The sequence below is a fragment of the Thermodesulfovibrio sp. genome, from assembly GCF_049969575.1.
GTDB lineage: Bacteria > Nitrospirota > Thermodesulfovibrionia > Thermodesulfovibrionales > Thermodesulfovibrionaceae > Thermodesulfovibrio > Thermodesulfovibrio obliviosus.
In genome coordinates, this window is sequence record NZ_JBMFOO010000004.1 from 16816 (window position 1) to 36644 (window position 19829).

The 19829-nt window shown below is 36.7% G+C and carries 16 protein-coding genes; all 16 read left to right on the top strand.

Features of this window, described 5'->3' with window-relative positions:
- Complete coding sequence (gene alaS, locus ACP5O9_RS01970; protein ID WP_428723344.1) at positions 1 to 2625, top strand: alanine--tRNA ligase; 2625 nt, start codon at positions 1 to 3, stop codon at positions 2623 to 2625.
- A gap of 38 nt (positions 2626 to 2663) precedes the next feature.
- Positions 2664 to 2975 (top strand): phasin family protein, encoded by a 312-nt coding sequence (locus ACP5O9_RS01975; RefSeq protein ID WP_353685866.1) that lies wholly within the window; start codon positions 2664 to 2666, stop codon positions 2973 to 2975.
- A gap of 13 nt (positions 2976 to 2988) precedes the next feature.
- A complete protein-coding gene (gene selA / locus ACP5O9_RS01980; RefSeq protein ID WP_428723345.1) occupies positions 2989 to 4359 on the top strand; it encodes an L-seryl-tRNA(Sec) selenium transferase in 1371 nt (456 codons plus the stop codon).
- Positions 4360 to 4366: 7 nt separating this feature from the next.
- Positions 4367 to 5386 carry a deoxyguanosinetriphosphate triphosphohydrolase gene (locus ACP5O9_RS01985; protein ID WP_428723346.1) on the top strand — a complete coding sequence of 340 codons (1020 nt, stop codon included), beginning with the start codon at positions 4367 to 4369 and terminating at the stop codon, positions 5384 to 5386.
- The gene (gene acpS, locus ACP5O9_RS01990) at positions 5383 to 5724 is read left to right on the top strand and encodes a holo-ACP synthase (RefSeq protein WP_353685863.1); all 342 of its coding nucleotides are present in this window, start codon (positions 5383 to 5385) and stop codon (positions 5722 to 5724) included. The genes ACP5O9_RS01985 and acpS overlap by 4 nt, the downstream gene beginning before the upstream one ends.
- A 139-nt stretch (positions 5725 to 5863) precedes the next feature.
- Positions 5864 to 7051 carry a tryptophan synthase subunit beta gene (gene trpB / locus ACP5O9_RS01995; protein ID WP_353685862.1) on the top strand — a complete coding sequence of 396 codons (1188 nt, stop codon included), beginning with the start codon at positions 5864 to 5866 and terminating at the stop codon, positions 7049 to 7051.
- On the top strand, positions 7048 to 7836 hold the full coding sequence (trpA, locus tag ACP5O9_RS02000; RefSeq protein ID WP_353685861.1) for a tryptophan synthase subunit alpha: 789 nt from the start codon (positions 7048 to 7050) through the stop codon (positions 7834 to 7836). Before trpB ends, trpA begins: the two co-directional genes overlap by 4 nt.
- Positions 7823 to 8719: an acetyl-CoA carboxylase, carboxyltransferase subunit beta gene (gene accD, locus ACP5O9_RS02005; RefSeq protein WP_353685860.1), complete on the top strand. Its 897-nt coding sequence runs from the start codon at positions 7823 to 7825 to the stop codon at positions 8717 to 8719. Before trpA ends, accD begins: the two co-directional genes overlap by 14 nt.
- Positions 8716 to 10017 carry a bifunctional folylpolyglutamate synthase/dihydrofolate synthase gene (locus ACP5O9_RS02010; protein ID WP_428723347.1) on the top strand — a complete coding sequence of 434 codons (1302 nt, stop codon included), beginning with the start codon at positions 8716 to 8718 and terminating at the stop codon, positions 10015 to 10017. The genes accD and ACP5O9_RS02010 overlap by 4 nt, the downstream gene beginning before the upstream one ends.
- Positions 10014 to 12125 carry an LPS-assembly protein LptD gene (locus ACP5O9_RS02015; protein ID WP_428723348.1) on the top strand — a complete coding sequence of 704 codons (2112 nt, stop codon included), beginning with the start codon at positions 10014 to 10016 and terminating at the stop codon, positions 12123 to 12125. The genes ACP5O9_RS02010 and ACP5O9_RS02015 overlap by 4 nt, the downstream gene beginning before the upstream one ends.
- On the top strand, positions 12103 to 12996 hold the full coding sequence (gene truB / locus ACP5O9_RS02020) for a tRNA pseudouridine(55) synthase TruB (RefSeq protein WP_353685857.1): 894 nt from the start codon (positions 12103 to 12105) through the stop codon (positions 12994 to 12996). The genes ACP5O9_RS02015 and truB overlap by 23 nt, the downstream gene beginning before the upstream one ends.
- Positions 12993 to 14294, top strand: a complete 1302-nt coding sequence (gene purB, locus ACP5O9_RS02025; RefSeq protein WP_353685856.1) for an adenylosuccinate lyase — start codon at positions 12993 to 12995, stop codon at positions 14292 to 14294. Before truB ends, purB begins: the two co-directional genes overlap by 4 nt.
- 74 nt (positions 14295 to 14368) lie before the next feature.
- Positions 14369 to 16465, top strand: coding sequence for an elongation factor G (gene fusA / locus ACP5O9_RS02030; protein ID WP_353685855.1), 2097 nt, complete (start codon positions 14369 to 14371; stop codon positions 16463 to 16465).
- A 10-nt stretch (positions 16466 to 16475) separates the two neighbouring features.
- The gene (gene argH / locus ACP5O9_RS02035; protein WP_428723349.1) at positions 16476 to 17852 is read left to right on the top strand and encodes an argininosuccinate lyase; all 1377 of its coding nucleotides are present in this window, start codon (positions 16476 to 16478) and stop codon (positions 17850 to 17852) included.
- Between the two features lie 116 nt (positions 17853 to 17968).
- Positions 17969 to 18838, top strand: coding sequence for a fibronectin type III domain-containing protein (locus ACP5O9_RS02040; protein WP_353685853.1), 870 nt, complete (start codon positions 17969 to 17971; stop codon positions 18836 to 18838).
- Positions 18831 to 19829 (top strand): hydrogenase expression/formation protein HypE, encoded by a 999-nt coding sequence (hypE, locus tag ACP5O9_RS02045; RefSeq protein WP_424904888.1) that lies wholly within the window; start codon positions 18831 to 18833, stop codon positions 19827 to 19829. The genes ACP5O9_RS02040 and hypE overlap by 8 nt, the downstream gene beginning before the upstream one ends.

A 19829-nucleotide genomic window follows, 5' to 3' on the forward strand; every position in this document is an offset into this window, starting at 1 on the left:
ATGCAAAGTTTTGAAATAAGGAATCTATTTCTGGACTACTTTGTTTCCCATGGACATGAACATGTAAAGAGTTCTCCACTCATTCCTAAGGATGACCCCTCATTGTTATTTACAAATGCAGGTATGGTTCAGTTTAAAAGAGTCTTTCTTGGTGAAGAACAGAGACCTTACAGTAGAGCCACCAGCTGTCAGAAATGTATGCGTGCAGGTGGAAAACACAGTGATCTTGAAAATGTTGGATTTACAGCAAGACATCATACTTTCTTTGAGATGCTTGGTAATTTTTCCTTTGGAGATTATTTTAAAAGGGAAGCAATATTTTTCGCATGGCAACTTTTAACAGAACATTTTAGACTTCCGAAAGAAAAACTCTGGGTTTCAATCTATAAAGACGATGATGAAGCTGCAGATATATGGGAGAAAGAAGTAGGCATGCCAGTTGAAAGAATAGTGCGCCTTGGTGAAAAAGATAATTTCTGGCAGATGGGAGATACAGGTCCATGTGGACCATGCTCTGAGATAATAATTGATCAGGGTGAGGATTTTGGATGCGGAAAGCCTGACTGTTCTGTAGGATGTGACTGTGACAGATTTCTTGAGTTGTGGAATCTTGTTTTTATGCAATACAACAGAGATGAAGAGGGGAAATTGACAGCCCTTCCTAAGCCAAGTATTGATACAGGAATGGGACTTGAAAGAATTACAGCAGTTCTACAGGGGAAGAAAACAAATTTTGATACAGACCTTTTTCAGCCAATTATTTCTGAAATTTGTTCTGTTTTAAATGTAAGCTACGGTAGGGAAAGGAAAACTGATGTTTCAATAAAAGTTATTGCAGACCACATAAGAGCTTCCACATTTTTGATAGCTGAAGGACTCATTCCTTCCAATGAGGGAAGAGGCTATGTTTTAAGAAGAATTATAAGGAGGGCATTGAGACACATTAAGCTACTTCAGTATGATAGAGTGGCTTTTTATAGATTTGTTGAACCTGTTATAGAAAGTCTTGGAACAATTTATCCTGAGATTGTTTCTGAAAGAAAAAGAATTGAAAAGATCATAAAAGTGGAGGAAGAAAGATTTCTTAGAAGCCTTGAAAGGGCACAGCAGATTTTTGATGAGATTCTTGAAAATCTTAAGAAATCAGGTTCAAAGGTTCTTCCCGGAGAAGAAATCTTCAGACTCTATGATACTTTTGGTTTGCCTTTTGATTTAATAAAGGAAATGGCACAAGATTCTTGCTTGGAGCTTGATGAGATAGGTTTTCACAGACAGTTGAATAAACAGCGTGAGCGGGCAAGAGCAGCTTCAAAGGCTCAGGAAATCGGAATAGATGAAGTATATAAAGAGTTAAGAAGCGGGAATCATGATTTTAAATTTACGGGTTACACTGATTATGAAGCAGAAACAATCATTCATGCCATCATAAAAAATGGAAAGACTGTGAAGATACTTGAAAAAGGCGAAGAAGGAGAAGTTTTCCTCTATGAAACGCCCTTTTATGCAGAATCAGGTGGACAGGTAGGAGACACAGGGATAATAATTTCAGGCTCAGGTAAGGCAGAGGTTTTTGATACCAAGAAGATAGCAGGACTTCACTGTCATAAAGTAAGAGTTATTGAAGGAAGCATAAAAAAGGATGAAAAAGTTTTTGCAAAGATTGACATAGAAAGAAGAAAGGCAATTGCGAGAAATCACACAGCAACTCATCTTCTTCACGCTGCCTTAAGAGCTGTTCTCGGGGAGCATGTAAAGCAGGCTGGAAGCCTTGTTGCACCAGACAGACTTCGTTTTGATTTTACCCATTTTGATGCTTTGAGTGACGCTGAGTTACAGGAAATTGAAAGCATTGTCAATGAAAAAATACTTGAAAATTTACCTGTCATAGTAGAGGTAAAATCCCTTAATGAGGCTTTGAATGAGGGGGTTATAGCCCTTTTCGAAGATAAATATGAAGATACTGTCAGGGTTGTAAAAATTCTCGGATTCAGTAAAGAACTTTGCGGTGGCACTCACTGTAAATCTACTGGTGAAATAGGAAGTTTTTATATTATTTCAGAAAGCTCTGTTGCCTCGGGAATCAGAAGGCTGGAAGCTGTCACAGGAGTCTCTGCCCTTGAATATGCTAACAGATATAGAGAGCAGATAAAAAATATCTCTCAAATTCTTAAATCAGCAGAACCTGTAAAAGCAATACAAAGACTTATTAATGAATTAAAGTCAAAGCAACAGGAAATTGAAGCCTTGAAGGACAAACTCTTAAGTCACAGTATTGACGGATTTGTAAAACAGGCAAGAGACATAGACGGAGTTAAAGCACTGGCAGTAAAACTTGAAGGGGTTGATACAAAATCCTTAAGAGCACTTTCAGACAAACTTAGAGAAAAACTGCATCCAGCAGTAATTTTACTTGCATCAAAGACTGATGGGCAGGGGATTCTGATTCTTTCAGTTACAAAAGATGCTACAAGTAAATATGATGCTGGAAAACTTTTAAAAAACATAACTCAGGCTGTTGGTGGTAAAGGTGGGGGAAGGGCTGATTCTGCTCAGGGTGGATGTCCTGATGCTGCAAGCATTGACAAAGCAGTAGAAATATTTTATGAATTAATTAAACAACATTGAACCCTTGAACAATTGAACTATTTAATAAGGAGGAAAAAATGGCATTACAGGATTTGTTTAAAAATATGATTTTTGCCTGTCTTGGAATGCAGGAAATACTTAAAGAATTTCTCAATGACCTTGTAAAAAGAGGCAAGATGAGCGAGTCTGAGGCTGCAAAAATAATTAATGAATTCATCTCAAAATCTGAAGAAGCAAAGGAGGGCTTTAAAGAAAACTTTAAAGAAATGATTCAAAAGACACTTCAGGGGATGAATTTAGCAACAAAAGATGAGATTGAAAACATGAAAGCTCTGATAAATGAAATGAATCTAAGGATTACAAAGATTGAAGAAAAATTGAAAGAATAATTGAAAATCTATTATGGATAAACCCGATATTTTAAGAAAGATCCCGTCAGTTGACAGAATTCTAAAGAATGAAAAAATAAAAGTTCTCTTTAAAGAATATTCTTACTCACTGGTCAGGGAAGCAGTAAGAAAGGTTCTTGATAGTTTGAGAGCTAAGGTTTTAAAAGGCAATGTTTTAGAGATTGATGAAGACAGCATAATTGAAAAGATAAAGAATTCTTTAAATAAAAAGTATTCTCTTCAGCCTGTTATAAATGCAACAGGAGTTGTGATTCATACAAATCTTGGAAGAGCAATACTTCCAGAAGAGGCAATAAAACATGTTGTTGAAATTGCGCAAAGTTATTCAAATCTTGAGTATGATTTAGAAAAAGGGCAGAGGGGCAAACGATATGTTCACATAGTTGATGCTGTTAGAAAAATTGTGAATGTAGAATCAGCTGTTGTTGTAAATAATAATGCAGGTGCAGTTTTCCTTTGTCTTAACACACTTGCTAAAGATAAAGAAGTTGTCGTTTCTCGTGGAGAACTCGTTGAAATAGGAGGTTCTTTTAGAATTCCGGATGTTATGGCTCAATCAGGTGCCATCTTAAGGGAAGTGGGAACAACAAATAAAACCAGATTAAGCGATTATGAAAGAGCAATAAATGAAAATACAGCCCTGTTACTGAAAGTGCACAGATCAAATTTTAAGATTATCGGCTTTACCGAAGAAGTTTCAGTAAAAGAACTATGTGAACTTGGAAAACAGAGAGGAATTCCGGTAATGGTTGATCTTGGCAGTGGATGTTTTATTGATTTAAAAAAATACGGCTTTTATGGAGAACCTTCAGTTCAGGAAGTGGTAGATGAAGGAGCTGATATTGTTACTTTCAGTGGAGATAAACTTCTCGGAGGAGCGCAGGCAGGATTTATAATTGGCAAATCTGCGCTTATCGAACGAATATCAAAAAATCCTCTTATGAGGGCATTAAGAGTTGATAAACTTACGCTTGCAGCTGTTGAGGCAACTTTAATGTTTTATCTTGATGAAAAAGAAGCTATTGAAAAAATTCCCACATTGAGAATGATTCTTGAACCACCAGAAAAAATTAAAAGAAGAGCAGCTAAGATATTGAAATTGTTTAAAAAGCACGGAATTGAGGCAATGCTCAAAGAAGATGTATCAATGCCAGGTGGAGGCTCACTTCCTGAAAGTGGAGTTAAAACCTATGTTATTGCTATCAGGACAGATAAGCCTGATGAATTCTCAGGAAAATTAAGACAAACTCAGCCTCCAGTTATTGGGAGAATAAAGGAAGATTTTGTTATTTTTGATGCGAGAACCATACAGGAAAGAGAAATTCCATTGCTTGTGAAAGCTGTAAAACAAATCATGGAATAATGTTTATATGAACCTTAGAAAACAATATGAGGAAATAGAAAAAAGTGTTCTACATCCCAGGGCATGTTTAAGCTGTCAAACAAAGGGAAGGCTGAAGTCTGAACCAGAGGATGATATTAGAACAGCCTTTCAGCGTGACAGAGACAGAATTATTCACAGCAAAGCTTTTCGCAGGCTGAAGCATAAAACTCAGGTTTTCTTTTCTCCTCAGGGTGACCACTATAGAACCAGACTAACTCATGTGCTTGAAGTTTCTCAAATTGCCAGAACAATTGCAAGAGCCTTAAGACTTAATGAAGACCTTACAGAAGCCATTGCACTTGGGCATGATCTGGGACACACTCCTTTTGGACATGCAGGAGAAGCAATCCTCAGAGAACTTCATCCAGGAGGATTTGAACATTATGAGCAGAGTTTGAGAGTAGTTGATGTTCTTGAGAAAAATGGACAAGGACTTAATCTTACATTTGAAGTAAGGGACGGAATACTTAAACATTCAAAAGGTAGGGGAAAGATCTTAAGTGACGAGCCAGTGACTCTTGAAGGTCAGATCGTTAGAGTAGGAGATGTTATTGCCTATCTGAACCATGACATTGATGATGCACTGAGAGCTGGAATTATCAAAAAAAATGATATTCCGCAAAAGTTTTTAAAATTTTTTGGTGATAGACATTCAAAGAGAATTGATAAGATGGTCAGAGATGTTATTTTTACCACTATAAAAGAAGATTATAAAAAAATCTCCATGTCTTATGAAATGGAAGAAATGGTTTCTGAATTTAGAGATTTTCTTTTTGAAAAAGTTTATTACAATGAGCGGGTTATTCAGGAATTTAAAAAAGCAAAGAGAATACTTGAAAGTCTTTATAATTATTACCTTGAAAATCCTCAAGCAATAGATGCTCAGGGTCTTGAAGAAAAGGAACTTCACAGAAAGATATGTGATTTTATTGCAGGAATGACAGACAGATATGCCCTTTATACCTTTGAAAAAATATTTATACCCAAGAGCTGGGCAGTCCAATGATTGAAGGGATTGGTGTTGATATTGTTTCCGTTGAAAGAATAAAAAAAATATACGAAAGATTTGGAAGAAAATTTTTAGATAGAGTTTTTACTGAAGGAGAGATTGCTTACAGCTTTAGTTATTCAAATCCTTTCTGCCATCTTGCAGCTCGTTTTGCTGTAAAAGAAGCAGTGATTAAGGCACTGAAAAAACCTTCAGGTTTAACTTTAAAGCATATTGAAGTAAAAAACAATTCTGATGGTTCACCAGAGGTTAAAATAGAAGGATTGAATAGGAAAATTTTTGTATCCCTCTCTCATGAAAAAAAATACACTGTAGCAATGGTTATTATTATTTAGCTTTAATTCCTCATGGGGCAATGAGGGAAAAAGTTAGACAGGGAAGCGGAAGAAATCCTTTCAAGAAAGGCATTTTAAGAAATTATGTAAGCCTGTTATCAAATGCAAAACTTAAAATCTTCATGCTATAATACTTTTCATGGGTAAAAAAAGAGGATACTTTGGAGAGTATGGAGGCCGCTTCGTCCCTGAAACCTTAATGCCTGCACTTGAAGAGCTTGAGAGAGCTTTTCAAAGGGCAAAAAGAGATAAAAATTTTAATGCTGAATTTGAAGCCTTACTTAAAGACTATGTGGGGCGACCGACACCTCTTTACTTTGCCAAGAGATTAACTGAATATCTTGGTGGAGCAAAGATATATCTAAAAAGAGAAGATCTTGCCCATACAGGTGCTCACAAAATAAACAATGCTCTTGGGCAGGCACTGCTTGCAAGAAGATTAATGAAAAAACAAAGAATTATTGCTGAAACAGGAGCAGGGCAACATGGTGTAGCTACTGCAACAGGTGCTGCGCTTGCCGGACTAAGCTGTGACATATACATGGGAACTGAGGATATAAGAAGGCAAAAGCTCAATGTCTTCAGAATGAATCTTCTTGGTGCAAGGGTTATTCCAGTTGATACAGGTTCAAAAACCTTAAAGGATGCCATAAATGAAGCCTTAAGAGACTGGACCACAAATGTGCGGACAACTCATTATGTTTTAGGCACTGTTTTTGGTCCTCATCCTTATCCACTTCTTGTTAGATATTTTCAAAGTGTTATTGGTAGAGAGGCAAAAAGGCAAATAATTCAAAAAGAAGGCAAACTTCCCGATGTTTTAGTTGCCTGTGTTGGAGGTGGAAGTAACTCCATAGGACTTTTCAGTGCTTTCTTGGGGGATAAAGATGTAAAAATGATTGGTGTTGAAGCAGGTGGTAAAGGTATTGATACAGGGCTTCATGCAGCAAGATTTGCAGGAGGAGCAAAGGGAATTTTTCAGGGTTGCCTTAGCTATGTTCTTGAAAATGAAGATGGAAATATTCTTGAAACTCACTCTGTAAGTGCAGGCCTTGATTATGCCTCTGTTGGTCCTGAACATGCCTATCTAAAAGACACAGGCAGGGTAAACTATACATACGCAACAGATGATGAAGCTTTAGAAGCATTTGAGCTTTTAAGCAGACTCGAAGGAATTATTCCTGCTTTGGAGTCTGCCCATGCAGTGGCCTGGGCAGTAAGGATTGCACCTGAGATGCCAAAAGATTCAATAATTATTGTAAACCTCTCTGGAAGAGGAGACAAGGATGTTCAGGAAGTAGCGAGGATAAAAGGAATATCTTTATGAATGGGTTTGCTGTTAGAAAAAAGCTTGAATATATAAAAAAACAAGGCAAAAAAGCATTTATACCCTACATTATGGCAGGAGATCCCAGCCTTGATGAGACTGCAAAGAGGCTAAAGCTTTTAAGTGAGGCTGGTGCTGACCTTATTGAACTTGGTGTGCCTTTTACAGATCCTCTTGCTGACGGACCAACAATACAGAGAGCAGCAGAACGGGCATTAAACTCTGGTGTAACTCTAAGAAAAATAATCAGTTTTCTACACGATTTCAAGGGGAGCATAGATACACCCATAATTTTAATGACCTATTTAAATCCTGTTTTCCGATACGGAATAGAAAAGTTTTTTCAGGATGCAAGCAAAGCCAGTGTGTCAGGAGTAATTTTCCCTGACCTTACAGTGGATGAATCGGAAATTTATAGACATTTTGCTAAAGCATACGGTATTGATACAATTTTCCTCGTAGCACCCACATCAACTCCAGAAAGAGTTAAAAAAGTTGTAAAAGCTTCAACTGGGTTTGTTTACTATGTGTCAATAACAGGCATAACAGGCACTGAACTCAGACTTGACAACACTTTCACTGAGCATATAAATTTCGTTAAAAGTTTTAGAAAACCTGTTTGCGTAGGTTTTGGAGTCAGTGAACCTCAGCAGGCTAAATATGTAGCCCAATTCGCTGATGGAGTAATTGTGGGAAGTGCCATTGTAAAGATTTTTCATGAAGTGCCTGAAAAGGCTTATGATTTTATTAAATCACTCAGAGAGGCAATAAATGGCATGGTTTAAAAGAAAAGAACCAAAAATAGAGAAAAAGGTAAAAATTCCTGAAGGATTGTGGGTAAAATGTGAAAACTGTAAAGAAATAATTTATCGCAAAGAGCTTGAGAACAATTTTAAGGTTTGCCCTAAATGTCAGTATCACTTTAGAATTTCAGCAAAAGAAAGAATTTCCCTTATAACAGACAACGGAACCTTTATAGAATTAGACCCTGAACTTAAAAGTCCTGATCCTCTTGACTTTAAAGATACGATGCCATATAAAGGAAGGCTTATTGAAAATGAAAAAAAGACAGGGCTCAAAGAAGCAGCCATTTATGGTGATGCAAAAATCAATGGAAGAGATGTAGTAATCGCTGTTCTTGATTTTTCCTTCATGGGTGGAAGCATGGGAACAGTTGTTGGAGAAAAAGTAACAAGAGCTGCTGAGAGAGCATTGGAGCGAAGAGTTCCTTTAATTATCGTATCTTCATCTGGTGGAGCAAGAATGCAGGAAGGAATGTTTTCATTGATGCAGATGGCTAAAACAGCACAGGCAATAGGTAAACTTAAAGAAGCAGGCATACTTTATATTTCTGTATTAGCTGATCCCACTTTTGGAGGTGTAACTGCATCTTTTGCTATGCTTGGTGACATAATCATTGCAGAGCCCCGCAGTCTTATAGGCTTTGCAGGACCGAGGGTTATTCAAGAAACAATAAAACAGCAACTTCCCGAAGGATTTCAGAGAGCCGAGTTTTTGCTTGAACACGGAATGGTTGATATTGTTGTAGAAAGAAAAGAATTAAAAAGTACTATTTATAAGCTAATTGAAATTATTATGCCAGCATCAAGCTCCTATAATCTTAATAATTCGTCTAACCTTCCTCAGGACAGTGTTTCTGAAGTATGACAGAGACAAAGAAATATAAAGAATTGATAAACGAACTTTATAGAAAAAGAACAAATGGCATAAAGTTTGGTCTTGAAAGAGTCTTCTCAGTGTTGGAAAAGCTTGGCAATCCCCATCAAAGTTTTAAATCAATTCATATTGCAGGTACAAATGGAAAAGGCTCTGTTTCTAAAATAATTTACACTCTTTTAAGGACGCACGGATTAAATACAGGACTTTTCACTTCTCCGCATCTTACAAGATTTACAGAGAGAATAATTGTTAATGATAGAGAAATTTCTGAAGATGAAGTTGTAAGATTAATTGAAAAAATTAAACCTTTTGCAGAGGAGCTTACTTTTTTTGAATATGTTACTATAATGGCTTTTCTTTACTTTAAAGAAAAAAACATTGAATACGCAGTCCTTGAGACAGGTATGGGAGGAAGGCTTGATGCTACAAATGTGGTAACACCTGTTATTTCTGTAATTACCAGTATTGGACTTGATCATCAGGATTTTCTCGGAGCTGATATAAGCTCTATTGCAAGAGAAAAGGCAGGGATTATAAAAAAAGGAGTTCCTGTTGTTACATCAAAGCAAAATCCTTATGCAGAACAAGAGATTTATAAAAAAGCCAGTGAACTCGGCTGTTCAGTCTTTACATATGGGAAAGAGTTTTCAGCTGAGCTTAAATCAATTGATTTAGATGGAATTAGCTTTGTTTTTCAGGCTTCAGGCTTCAAGATTCAGCCTTTAGCCTTATTTTTACCTCTTACAGGACCTCATCAACTTGAAAATGCCTCTGTAGGATTAAAAGCTTTTATGAGCGTATATCCTCAATGGAATGAAAATTTTATTAAAGAAGGACTTAAAAATGTCAGATTACAGGGAAGACTTGAAGTTGTATCAAAGCAACCTCTTATAATCTTTGACATAGCCCATAATCCACCTGCTGCGGAGGCTTTAGTAAAATCACTAAAAGCTCTTACAGATGAAAGACCTGTGATAGTTTTTGGGATGATGCGAGATAAAGATGTATCAGGATTTATTGATTGTTTTAAAACTTATGCTCATAAAATAATCTTTACAGTGCCTCACTATGAAAGAGCTATCACATATGAAGAATTAAATCAAAATTGTACTTCAATGATTGATTTCTTTGTGCCTAACCCGACAGAAGCTTTTAAAAAGGGGCTTTCCATATGTAAAAATAACCATAAGTTCCTTCTTTGCACAGGCTCAACTTATTTAATAGGTGAACTGAAAGAGTATCTTGGTGAGAAAACATTGCATAGAAGACTTGGAGAGCTTACATGAAATATAACACAGGCAGATTCAAAAGCTGGTTAATAATGAGTTTATTGATCGCTTTAACCATTTTTTTAAATGTTTCTGCTTTATTCGCTATGGAGATAATCTCTGACACACTGGAACGATTTGAAAAAGACAAAAAAATCATTGCAATCGGCGATGTTTATATGAGTGATGGAACTTTTGATCTTAAAGCTCAGAAAGTAATTTATTATGAAAACACTGCTGATATAGAAGCCTATGGAGACCTTTATTATGATGACGATGAAATTACTACCTGGGCAGAGGAAGGAAAATTTAACAGAGACAAAAAAACAGGTTTTTTAAAAAATGCCCTTCTTCACATAAAAAAACAGGATATGTGGATAAAAGCTAAAGAAATTGAAAGATTAAGTGAAATAAAATATAAGGCAAAAAAAGCTACATTCTCCACATGTGAACCAGAGCCAGACAGTGCTCAACCATGGTGTTTTACAGGAGAGTTTGTTGACCTTATAGTTGATGATTCATTAACATCAAAAATCACAACTTTTAAAGTAAAAGATGTGCCCATTCTTTTTACTCCAGTGTTTTGGGGACCAGGAGGAAAAACTAAAAAGTCAGGTTTTTTACCATTAAAATTCGGAAACTCAAATACTCGTGGATTTCGTTTCAGTCCTGCTTATTATCTTGTAATTGACAGCAATAAAGATGCAACATTTTATATTGACTATTTTTCAAAAATCGGGGTTGGCAAGGCAATTGAATACAGATACCTTGACTTTGACACAAAAGGAATGTGGTATGCCTATCAGATTAAAGATAGAAAACTTAACAAAGATTATATTGAATTAAGAGGAATTCATCTTCAAAGATTTAAAAACTTTGACTTGCTTGTAGATTTAAACTATGTTAATAAAAATGACTTTTACAGGGAATACGGGGATGTTCGTTCAGCTTCCAATACATTTCTTTTTAAAGAATACGGCAAAGACCTTTCAGCAAGATATGATAGATTTTTACAGTCCTCTGTAGAGCTTTCTGTTCCTGGAGTTCAATCAAGATTTTATTTACTTGGACAGGGATGGAAGGATCTAAAAGAGGGAAGCACAAGTCCTCCAGTAAAAACAGAGCTTGGATATGTGGTCTATCCATACAGGCTTGGACAATTTAATGTAAATTTTAACACCAATGTGGCTGAGTTTTATAAAGAAGATGGACTTAAAGGACAGAGATTTGAGATAGCTCCTCAAATAAGTCATACAATGGGAGATGCTATTAAATTAACGCAAACGCTCGGATTAAATGAAATCTTTTACAATCTTGAAAAAACCTCTCCCTATGAGAATACTTCTCACAGGGAAATGATTCAGTATAATGCAAAAGTCTTTATGAAAATTTACAAAACACAGCAAAGTTTTACTCATCTCATTGAACCTTTTGTAGAAGGAATTTTTATTGGAGTCAATGGTAAGCCGCCAATTTTAAAGAGTTCTGAGATAATTGATGATACAGCACTTTTAAGGGCTGGAGTTTATAATAAATTAAACCTGAAAAGCTTTAATGCTGAGGCAAGAATTACGCAGGTATATGACTTTAGGGCAAAAAATGAATGGGATAAACTTTATCCTGTTCTTCTGGAAGGAAGAATCTCATTTTGGAAAATAAGTCTTGGATTTGATACATATCAGAATATATCGAAAAAAAGAATTGAAAGATTTAACAGTTATATAAGCTTTTCTCCGGATGAAACAACATCTCTATCATTAAGTGAGCGATATACAAGAAATGAAGCACTTTCTCCTGCCTATCTGTGGTCTCCTACATTAAGGGATCAGTACAATGTTCAGGAAAAAGAGGGAAAAATAAAAACCTATGCAATGACAGTAGTGAAAAAACTGTCAGAAAAATGGTCATTTACAGCAAATGTAAACTATGATGCTAAAGGAGCTGGATTAAGAGATAGTTCATTAAATATAAGATATGCTGAGTCTTGCTGGGCAGCGAATATTTCAATAACAAGAAGACCTGTGGAAATACAGGGAAGAAAAACCTCTGAATTCAGCTTCCTTATAATTTTTGAATTAAAGGGAATAGGTCCAATAAGGATTTATGAACGCAGTGGTAGTTCTTAATAAATCAAAGGGATTTACAAGTCAGGATGCTGTTACAAAAGTAAAAAAGATTTTAAAAGCTAAAAAAGCAGGACATGCTGGTGCACTTGATCCAATGGCAACGGGAGTTTTGCTTGTATGTCTTAATGAGGCAACCAAAATAGCGCCGCTTCTTATGGAACTTGAAAAGGAATATATTTTTAAAGCAAGATTCGGGATTTCAACGGATACTCATGATGCTGAAGGAAAAGTTATAAAAGAGGTTGATAATTTTGAACTTAATAGAACAGAATTAGAAAAAATAATTCGAAAATACAAAGGTGAAATAATGCAGACTCCGCCAATGTATTCAGCAGTTAAAGTGGAAGGACAGCCTCTTCATAAACTTGCAAGGAAAGGAATTGAGATAGAAAGAAAACCAAAAAAGGTTTTCATCCACTCATTTAATATTGAAGAATTTGCTCTTCCATTTGTCACATTCAGGGTGGTATGCAGCAAAGGCACATATGTCAGGGCTCTGTGTCATGACATCGGTGAACAACTGGGAATGGGTGCTCACATAGTAGAACTTGAGAGAACAAGGGTGGGACAGTTTAAGATTGAAAATTCAACTGATATTGATGGATTGAAAGCCCTATATGAAAAAGGGTTAGATAGTTCAGTTTCATCAATATTAAATATTGACAGGGCTTTATATTTTATCCCATCTGTGACAGTAGATGATAGGCTGGTTAAAAGATTTATTAATGGCAACTCTATAAAAATTCTCTCAGGCATTGTTCCTGCAGGATGGGTAAAGGTTAAGGATAAAACAGGGAAAATACTTGGAATAGGCTTTGGTAATGGCGTAATCATAAAACCAGAAAGAATTATATGGGAGGAGGATTTATGATACAAAGATACACAAGACAACAAATGGGTGAAATCTGGAGTCCTGAAAACAAATTCAGAAAATGGCTTGAAGTTGAGATTGCTGTTTGCGAGGCATGGGCAGAGCTTGGAAAAATTCCCAAAGATGCTTTAAAGGAAATAAAAGAGAAAGCTGACTTTGACCTCAAAAGAATTGATGAAATTGAAGCAACTGTCAAACACGATGTAATAGCTTTTTTAACTGCTGTAGCTGAAAAGGTTGGACCAGTATCACGTTACATTCACATGGGGCTTACATCATCTGATGTTGTTGATACTGCACTGGCTTTGCAGATGAGGCAGGCAGCAGAACTAATAATGAACGATCTGGAGAAAATCAAAGAGCTTTTCCGTGAAAAAGCATTTCAATACAAAGACACAATATGCATGGGGCGCAGTCATGGAGTTCATGCTGAGCCAACTTCTTTTGGATTGAGATTTGCTCTGTGGTATGAAGAGGCAAAAAGAAACATTGACAGGCTTGTCTCAGCAATTGATAGAATCTCTGTGGGTAAAATCTCAGGTGCTGTTGGAACATTTTCAAATATTCCACCACAAATTGAAGAAATTGCGCTAAGAAAACTTGGGCTTAAACCAGAGCCTGTGGCAACTCAGGTAGTCCAGAGGGACAGACATGCTGAATTTTTAAGTGTTCTTGCATTGATTGCTGCAATGATTGAAAAGGTTGCTGTTGAGATAAGACACCTTCAGAGAACAGAGGTGCTGGAGGCAGAAGAACCCTTTACTGCTGGACAGAAAGGCTCATCAGCAATGCCACATAAAAGAAATCCAGTGGGTTGTGAAAATCTTAGCGGGCTTGCAAGGCTGGTTCGTTCAAATGCCTTCGCAAGCTTTGAAAATATTGCTTTATGGCATGACAGAGATATATCTCATTCTTCAGTGGAAAGAGTTATAATCCCTGACAACTGCATTTTGGTTGATTATATGCTAAACAGACTTTATGAAATAATTAAAGATTTGCGAGTTTATCCTGAAAGAATGCTTAAAAATATTGAACTAAGTTTTGGACTTTATAATTCTCAGCGTGTTCTTCTTGCATTGATTGAAAAAGGACTTACAAGGGAGGAAGCATACAGAATTGTTCAATCAAATGCCATGCAGAGCTGGAAAGACAGCAAGCCTTTCATGGATCTTTTGCTTAATGATAGTGAGGTGAGAAAATATCTCACTGAAGGTGAAATAAAGAGCATTTTTGAGCTAAACTATTACACAAGAAATATAGAATTTATTTACAAAAGAGTTTTTGGAGATGAAGATTAAAACTAAAGGTAAGTAAGATGGGAAATTAATTTTAGCCGAAGGAAAATTTAAAAAATAAAAAAAGGAGGCGGAGTATGAGCAGAGATATCAGTAAAATCAGAAATATTGCAATCGTTGCCCATGCAGGTGCAGGTAACACAAAGCTTGCGGAGCAAATCCTTTTTAAAACAGGGCAGATTGACAGGGTTACAACTGGAGAGACAACAGGCAAGGTAATTGATTATGAACCAGAAGAGCTTGCAAGAAACATGACATTAAGCTCCAAAGCTGTGTATTGCGACTACAAAGATTATAGGATCAACATAATAGACACTCCAGGTTTTGTAAACTTTCTTGAAGATACAAAAGGAGTTCTTAGAGTTGTTGATGGTGCTGTAGTTATTGTAAGTGCAATTTCAGGAGTAAAAGCTGAAACTGAGAGAATCTGGAAATACTGCGATGAGTATGACCTTCCAAGAGTTGTTTTTGTAAACAAACTTGACAAAGAAAATGCTTCCTTTGATAGAGCTGTTGCTGAGATTGAAAAAGTCTTCGGACAGGAAGCAATACCTCTGACACTTCCAATTGGTGAAGGTCCAGGATTAAACGGATTTGTTGATCTGATTTCATTAAAAGCCTACATTTATGAAGGAAACTCACTAAAGGAGGCATCCATTCCAGAGTATCTTTCCTCAACTGTTGAAGAATATAGAAAAAAGTTTGTAGAAAAGATTGCAGAGCTTGATGACAGCCTTCTTGAAAAATATCTTGAAGGTGGTGAGCTTACTGAAGAAGAGTTAAGGAAGGGATTGCATGATGCATCTTTAGCAAGAAGATTCATCCCTGTACTGGCAGGTTCAGCACTTGTTGGAGTTGGCATAGAAGCATTACTTGACAGCATCATACTTGCTCTACCTGACCCAAAGGAAAGAGCAAATATATATCCTATAAAAGGTATCAATCCAAAGGATGGAAGTGAAGTCATAAGACAGCCCTCTGAAACTGAACCACTTGCTGCCTATGTTTTCAAAACCACGATTGACCCCTTTGCTGGAAAAATTTCCTACATAAGAGTTTTTTCTGGTTTGCTCAAGGCTGACTCAACGGTGCTTAATCCAAATACAGGGACAAAGGAAAGAATTGGTCAGATTTATTATATTCTCGGGAAATCTCAAATACCCTGTCAGAAAGCAGGTCCTGGAGAGATTGTGGCAACAGTTAAACTTAAGGATACACTTACAGGGCATACTCTATGCGATGAAAACAATCCAGTTCAGCTACCTGAAGTTAGATTTGCTGAACCAATCATATCTTATGCAATTGCACCAAAAACTCGTGGAGATGAGGAAAAAGTTAGTGCAGGACTTCATAAGCTTCTTGAAGAAGACCCGACACTGAGATTTTCCAGAGATGAAGAATCAAAGGACATGATTCTCAGTGGAATGGGACAGGTTCACATTGAAGTAGCTCTTGAGAAATTAAAAAGAAAATTTGGAGTTGAAGTTAATCTTATGGCACCAAAGGTTCCCTATAGAGAGACAATAAAAGCCTCTGCAAAAGCACAGGGTAAGTATAAGAAGCAGTCAGGTGGCCGTGGGCAGTATGGAGACTGCTGGATTCAGATTGAACCACTGGAAAGAGGCAAAGGCTATGAGTTTGTTGACAAAATTGTTGGTGGAGTAATTCCCCAGCAGTATCGTCCTGCAGTTGAGAAGGGAATTATTGAAACAATGAAAGAGGGAATTCTTGCCTATTATCCAATCATTGACATAAAAGTAACCCTTTATGATGGTTCCTATCATCCTGTGGATTCATCAGAAATGGCATTTAAAATTGCTGGAGCCCTTGCTCTAAAAAAAGCTTTTATGGAGGCAAAGCCTGTACTTCTTGAGCCAATTATGAAAGCTGAAATTATTGTTCCTGATGAAACTCTTGGCACAATAATTGGAGATCTCAATGCCCGAAGAGGAAAGGTTCAGGGGGTTGAACCTCAGGCAGGAGGAAATCAAAAAATAATTGCTCTTGTTCCAATGGCAGAGATGCTTACATACGCCAATCAGCTTCACAGCATGACATCTGGAAGAGGAATTTATTCAATGGAGTTTTCTCATTATGAAGAAGTTCCTTCTCATATTGCACAGAAAATAATTGCTGAGAGGCAGAAAGAGCGTCAAGCAAAGGCAGAGGAGTAAGGATAAATAAATGAAAAAGCCGTGGGGTGGAAGGTTTAAGGAAGGGACAGCAAAGACTCTTGAAGAGTTTTCCCAGTCCATCTCTTTTGACCATAAACTCTGGAGAGAGGACATTGATGGAAGCATTGCTCATGCAAAGATGCTCCATAAACAGGGTATTATTAATGCCTTTGAGCTTGAGCAGATACTTCGGGGACTTAAAGAGATTGCTAAAGAAATTGAGCAGGGTAAATTTCAATTCAAAGAGGAGCTTGAAGATGTTCATATGAACATTGAAAGAGCTCTTATTGAAAAGATTGGCTCTGCAGGTGCAAAGCTTCATACCGCACGGTCAAGGAATGATCAGGTAGCAACAGACCTGAGACTCTATCTCAGGAAAAAAGTTTCTAAACTTATTGAACAACTCACAGAAATTGAGAAAACCTTCATATCCATTGCTGAAAAACATATAGATACAATTATGCCTGGCTACACCCATCTTCAGAAGGCTCAGCCAGTGCTTCTTGCTCATCATCTTCTCGCCTATGCATGGATGTTTGAAAGAGACCGTGAAAGACTTAAAGAAGCATTAAAAAGAATAAATCAGTGTCCCCTTGGTGCCTGTGCAATAGCTGGTAGCAGCCTTCCAATTGATAGGGAATTCACTGCAAGAGAGCTTGAATTTGAAGGAGTTATTCCAAACAGCATTGATGCTGTCTCAGATAGAGATTTTGTCCTTGATGTTTTATACTGTGGAGCAATGGTCATGATGCATTTAAGCAGGTTTGCTGAAGAGCTAATACTTTGGGCAACGGATGAGTTCAAATTCATAGAGCTTCCCGATAGATTCTCAACTGGTTCAAGCATGATGCCTCAGAAGAAAAATCCAGACCCCGCAGAATTAATTAGAGGTAAAACAGGCAGAGTTTATGGAAATCTGCTTTCTCTTTTTACAACAATGAAAGGACTTCCACTTACATACAACAGAGACATGCAGGAAGACAAAGAACCTGTTTTTGATACAGTTGAAACAGTGAGCATGAGCCTTAAAATAGTCAATGAGATGCTTCCTGAGATAAAGTTCATTAAAGATAAGATGAAAGAGGCTTCAGAGAAAGGCTTTACCACTGCTACAGACCTTGCAGAGTATCTTGTAAAAAAGGGGGTTCCCTTCAGAAATGCTCATGAAATAACAGGAAAAATTGTGCTTTACTGCATTGAAGAGGGAAAGAACCTCACAGACTTAAGTATGGAGGAATTTAAAAAGTTTTCCAGCAAAATTGACAGAGATGTTTACGAAATACTGACTTCGGAAGGTTCAATTGAGGCAAAAATCTCCTACGGAAGCAGTTCAAAAAAGAGTGTAAAGGAGCAGATAAAGCTGTTGAAAAAGAGATTGAGGGAATGAAGAGGGGTATCGAGGGAATGACAAAAAAGAGATCATCCCAGGCGAAGCGAGGGATCTCATCCTTTTTAGTAATTTTTATATCATTGATTTTTCTCCTCACAGGTTGTGGAAGAAAGATGGACCCTACACTTGAGGATTATCTTCAGCCAGAGCCTGCAACTGGGTTAAATTTAACAGCCTATTATGATAAAATTGTGATTTCATGGAGCTATCCAGAAAAAAATAAAGCAAAATTGAGCAGTTTTCTCCTGGAAAGAGAAAGTGTTGGAGGAATAAAAACCTTGGGATTTTTTAGCCCTGAGACAGCTTCATTGGAAGACAAAGATTTTATTTTCGGGCAGAGATACAAATATAGAATTTTTGCCATAAATAAAAAAGGGATTTATAGTAAACCTATAGAAAGTCAGATAACTCTGAAAAAACTACCAGAAATTAAAGGGTTAAAATATAAAATTACAGAACAAGGAGTGTTACTTTCATGGGATTCAAATGATTCAGTTATGTACAACATTTATAGGATACAGAGCGGTCAGATACAAAAAATAGGCTCTACAGAAAAAAACTATTTCTTGATTGAAGAGAGATTTAAAGATGATCTTACATCTCAATTTTTAACTTATCTGGTTACTCCTTATGTATCTGAACCCAATGTTTACATTGAAGGAAAAGGAAGCGAAGTAAAAGTTCCTTTGAAAGATTTCCTTCCATCAAAACCTCAAGAGGTTTTTTGGACAATCAATGAAAATGGTGTTTATATTTCTTGGAAAGAAGTTCCTGAAAAATGGATTAAGGGATACAAGGTTTATCGTAAAACAGCTACTGATTCAGACTTTATCCTGATTGGTGAGACTATGATTCCATTGTTTTTTGATGTGCAGTATAATATTAATAATTTGAAATCACCTGTTTTTTATAGAATTTCTTCAGCAGGTCCTTTTAAGGAAAGCGAACCTATTGAAATAAAAGTGGAGGTGCCAAATGGATAGAATTCTTCTTGGACATGGAAGTGGTGGAAAGCTTATGCATGAGCTTATAAAAAAATATATTGCTCCTGTATTTGAGCTACATTCTTTAATGGATTCTGCTATAGTCTCCATTAATCACTCAGGAAAACTGGCAATAACAACTGACTCCTACACAGTCTCTCCCATATTTTTCCCTGGTGGAGACATTGGAGACCTTGCAATTAATGGAACAGTAAATGACCTTGCTGTTGTTGGTGCTATTCCTCTTTATCTTACTGTTGGTTTTATTCTTGAAGAAGGCTTCCCAATATCGGATTTTGAAAGAGTTTTAAATAGCATCTCAAATGCAGCCAAAAAAGCAGGGGTAAAAATAGTTGCAGGAGATACAAAGGTAGTTGACAAAGGAAAGGGTGATGGAATTTTTATAAACACCTCAGGCATTGGCATAGTTCCAGAAGGAATTGAGCTTTCACCTCTTAAAATAGAAGTTGGAGATAAAGTCATAATAAGTGGCTCTATTGGAAATCACGGAATTGCTGTGATGACTGAAAGGAACGGCTTTGTTTTTGATCCTCCTGTGCTAAGCGACTCAAGGGCTTTAAATGGATTAATATCAGAAATTTTAAAAGAATTTGCTCCCTATATTAAAGTAATGCGTGATCCAACCCGTGGAGGAGTGGCAACAACACTTAAAGAATTGGCTCTTGAATCAAGTAAAGACATCTTAATTTATGAAAATATGATTCCCCTTTATGATACTGTTAAAGGAGCCTGTGAACTATTAGGGCTTGACCCTCTCTATGTGGCAAATGAAGGAATTTTTATAGCTATTGTGAAATCCAGTGTGGCTGATAAAATAATTGAATTAATGAAATCTCACTCTTTCGGAGAGGAATCTGCTATAATTGGAGAGGTGACTGGTGAGAGTGGTAAAGTCTTACTTAAAACATCCATTGGAGGCACAAGAATAGTTGATATGCTTCCGGGAGAGCAATTACCAAGAATATGTTAA

What these genes read in the sequence shown, in the direction of transcription:
- accD (WP_353685860.1), top strand. Translation starts at nt 7,823, where the DNA reads ATGGCATGGTTTAAAAGAAAAGAACCAAAAATAGAGAAAAAGGTAAAA.
- truB (WP_353685857.1), top strand. Translation starts at nt 12,103, where the DNA reads ATGAACGCAGTGGTAGTTCTTAATAAATCAAAGGGATTTACAAGTCAG.
- ACP5O9_RS02010 (WP_428723347.1), top strand. Translation starts at nt 8,716, where the DNA reads ATGACAGAGACAAAGAAATATAAAGAATTGATAAACGAACTTTATAGA.
- alaS (WP_428723344.1), top strand. Translation starts at nt 1, where the DNA reads ATGCAAAGTTTTGAAATAAGGAATCTATTTCTGGACTACTTTGTTTCC.
- acpS (WP_353685863.1), top strand. Translation starts at nt 5,383, where the DNA reads ATGATTGAAGGGATTGGTGTTGATATTGTTTCCGTTGAAAGAATAAAA.
- argH (WP_428723349.1), top strand. Translation starts at nt 16,476, where the DNA reads ATGAAAAAGCCGTGGGGTGGAAGGTTTAAGGAAGGGACAGCAAAGACT.
- trpB (WP_353685862.1), top strand. Translation starts at nt 5,864, where the DNA reads ATGGGTAAAAAAAGAGGATACTTTGGAGAGTATGGAGGCCGCTTCGTC.
- ACP5O9_RS02015 (WP_428723348.1), top strand. Translation starts at nt 10,014, where the DNA reads ATGAAATATAACACAGGCAGATTCAAAAGCTGGTTAATAATGAGTTTA.
- selA (WP_428723345.1), top strand. Translation starts at nt 2,989, where the DNA reads ATGGATAAACCCGATATTTTAAGAAAGATCCCGTCAGTTGACAGAATT.
- trpA (WP_353685861.1), top strand. Translation starts at nt 7,048, where the DNA reads ATGAATGGGTTTGCTGTTAGAAAAAAGCTTGAATATATAAAAAAACAA.
- hypE (WP_424904888.1), top strand. Translation starts at nt 18,831, where the DNA reads ATGGATAGAATTCTTCTTGGACATGGAAGTGGTGGAAAGCTTATGCAT.
- purB (WP_353685856.1), top strand. Translation starts at nt 12,993, where the DNA reads ATGATACAAAGATACACAAGACAACAAATGGGTGAAATCTGGAGTCCT.
- fusA (WP_353685855.1), top strand. Translation starts at nt 14,369, where the DNA reads ATGAGCAGAGATATCAGTAAAATCAGAAATATTGCAATCGTTGCCCAT.
- ACP5O9_RS02040 (WP_353685853.1), top strand. Translation starts at nt 17,969, where the DNA reads ATGGACCCTACACTTGAGGATTATCTTCAGCCAGAGCCTGCAACTGGG.
- ACP5O9_RS01985 (WP_428723346.1), top strand. Translation starts at nt 4,367, where the DNA reads ATGAACCTTAGAAAACAATATGAGGAAATAGAAAAAAGTGTTCTACAT.
- ACP5O9_RS01975 (WP_353685866.1), top strand. Translation starts at nt 2,664, where the DNA reads ATGGCATTACAGGATTTGTTTAAAAATATGATTTTTGCCTGTCTTGGA.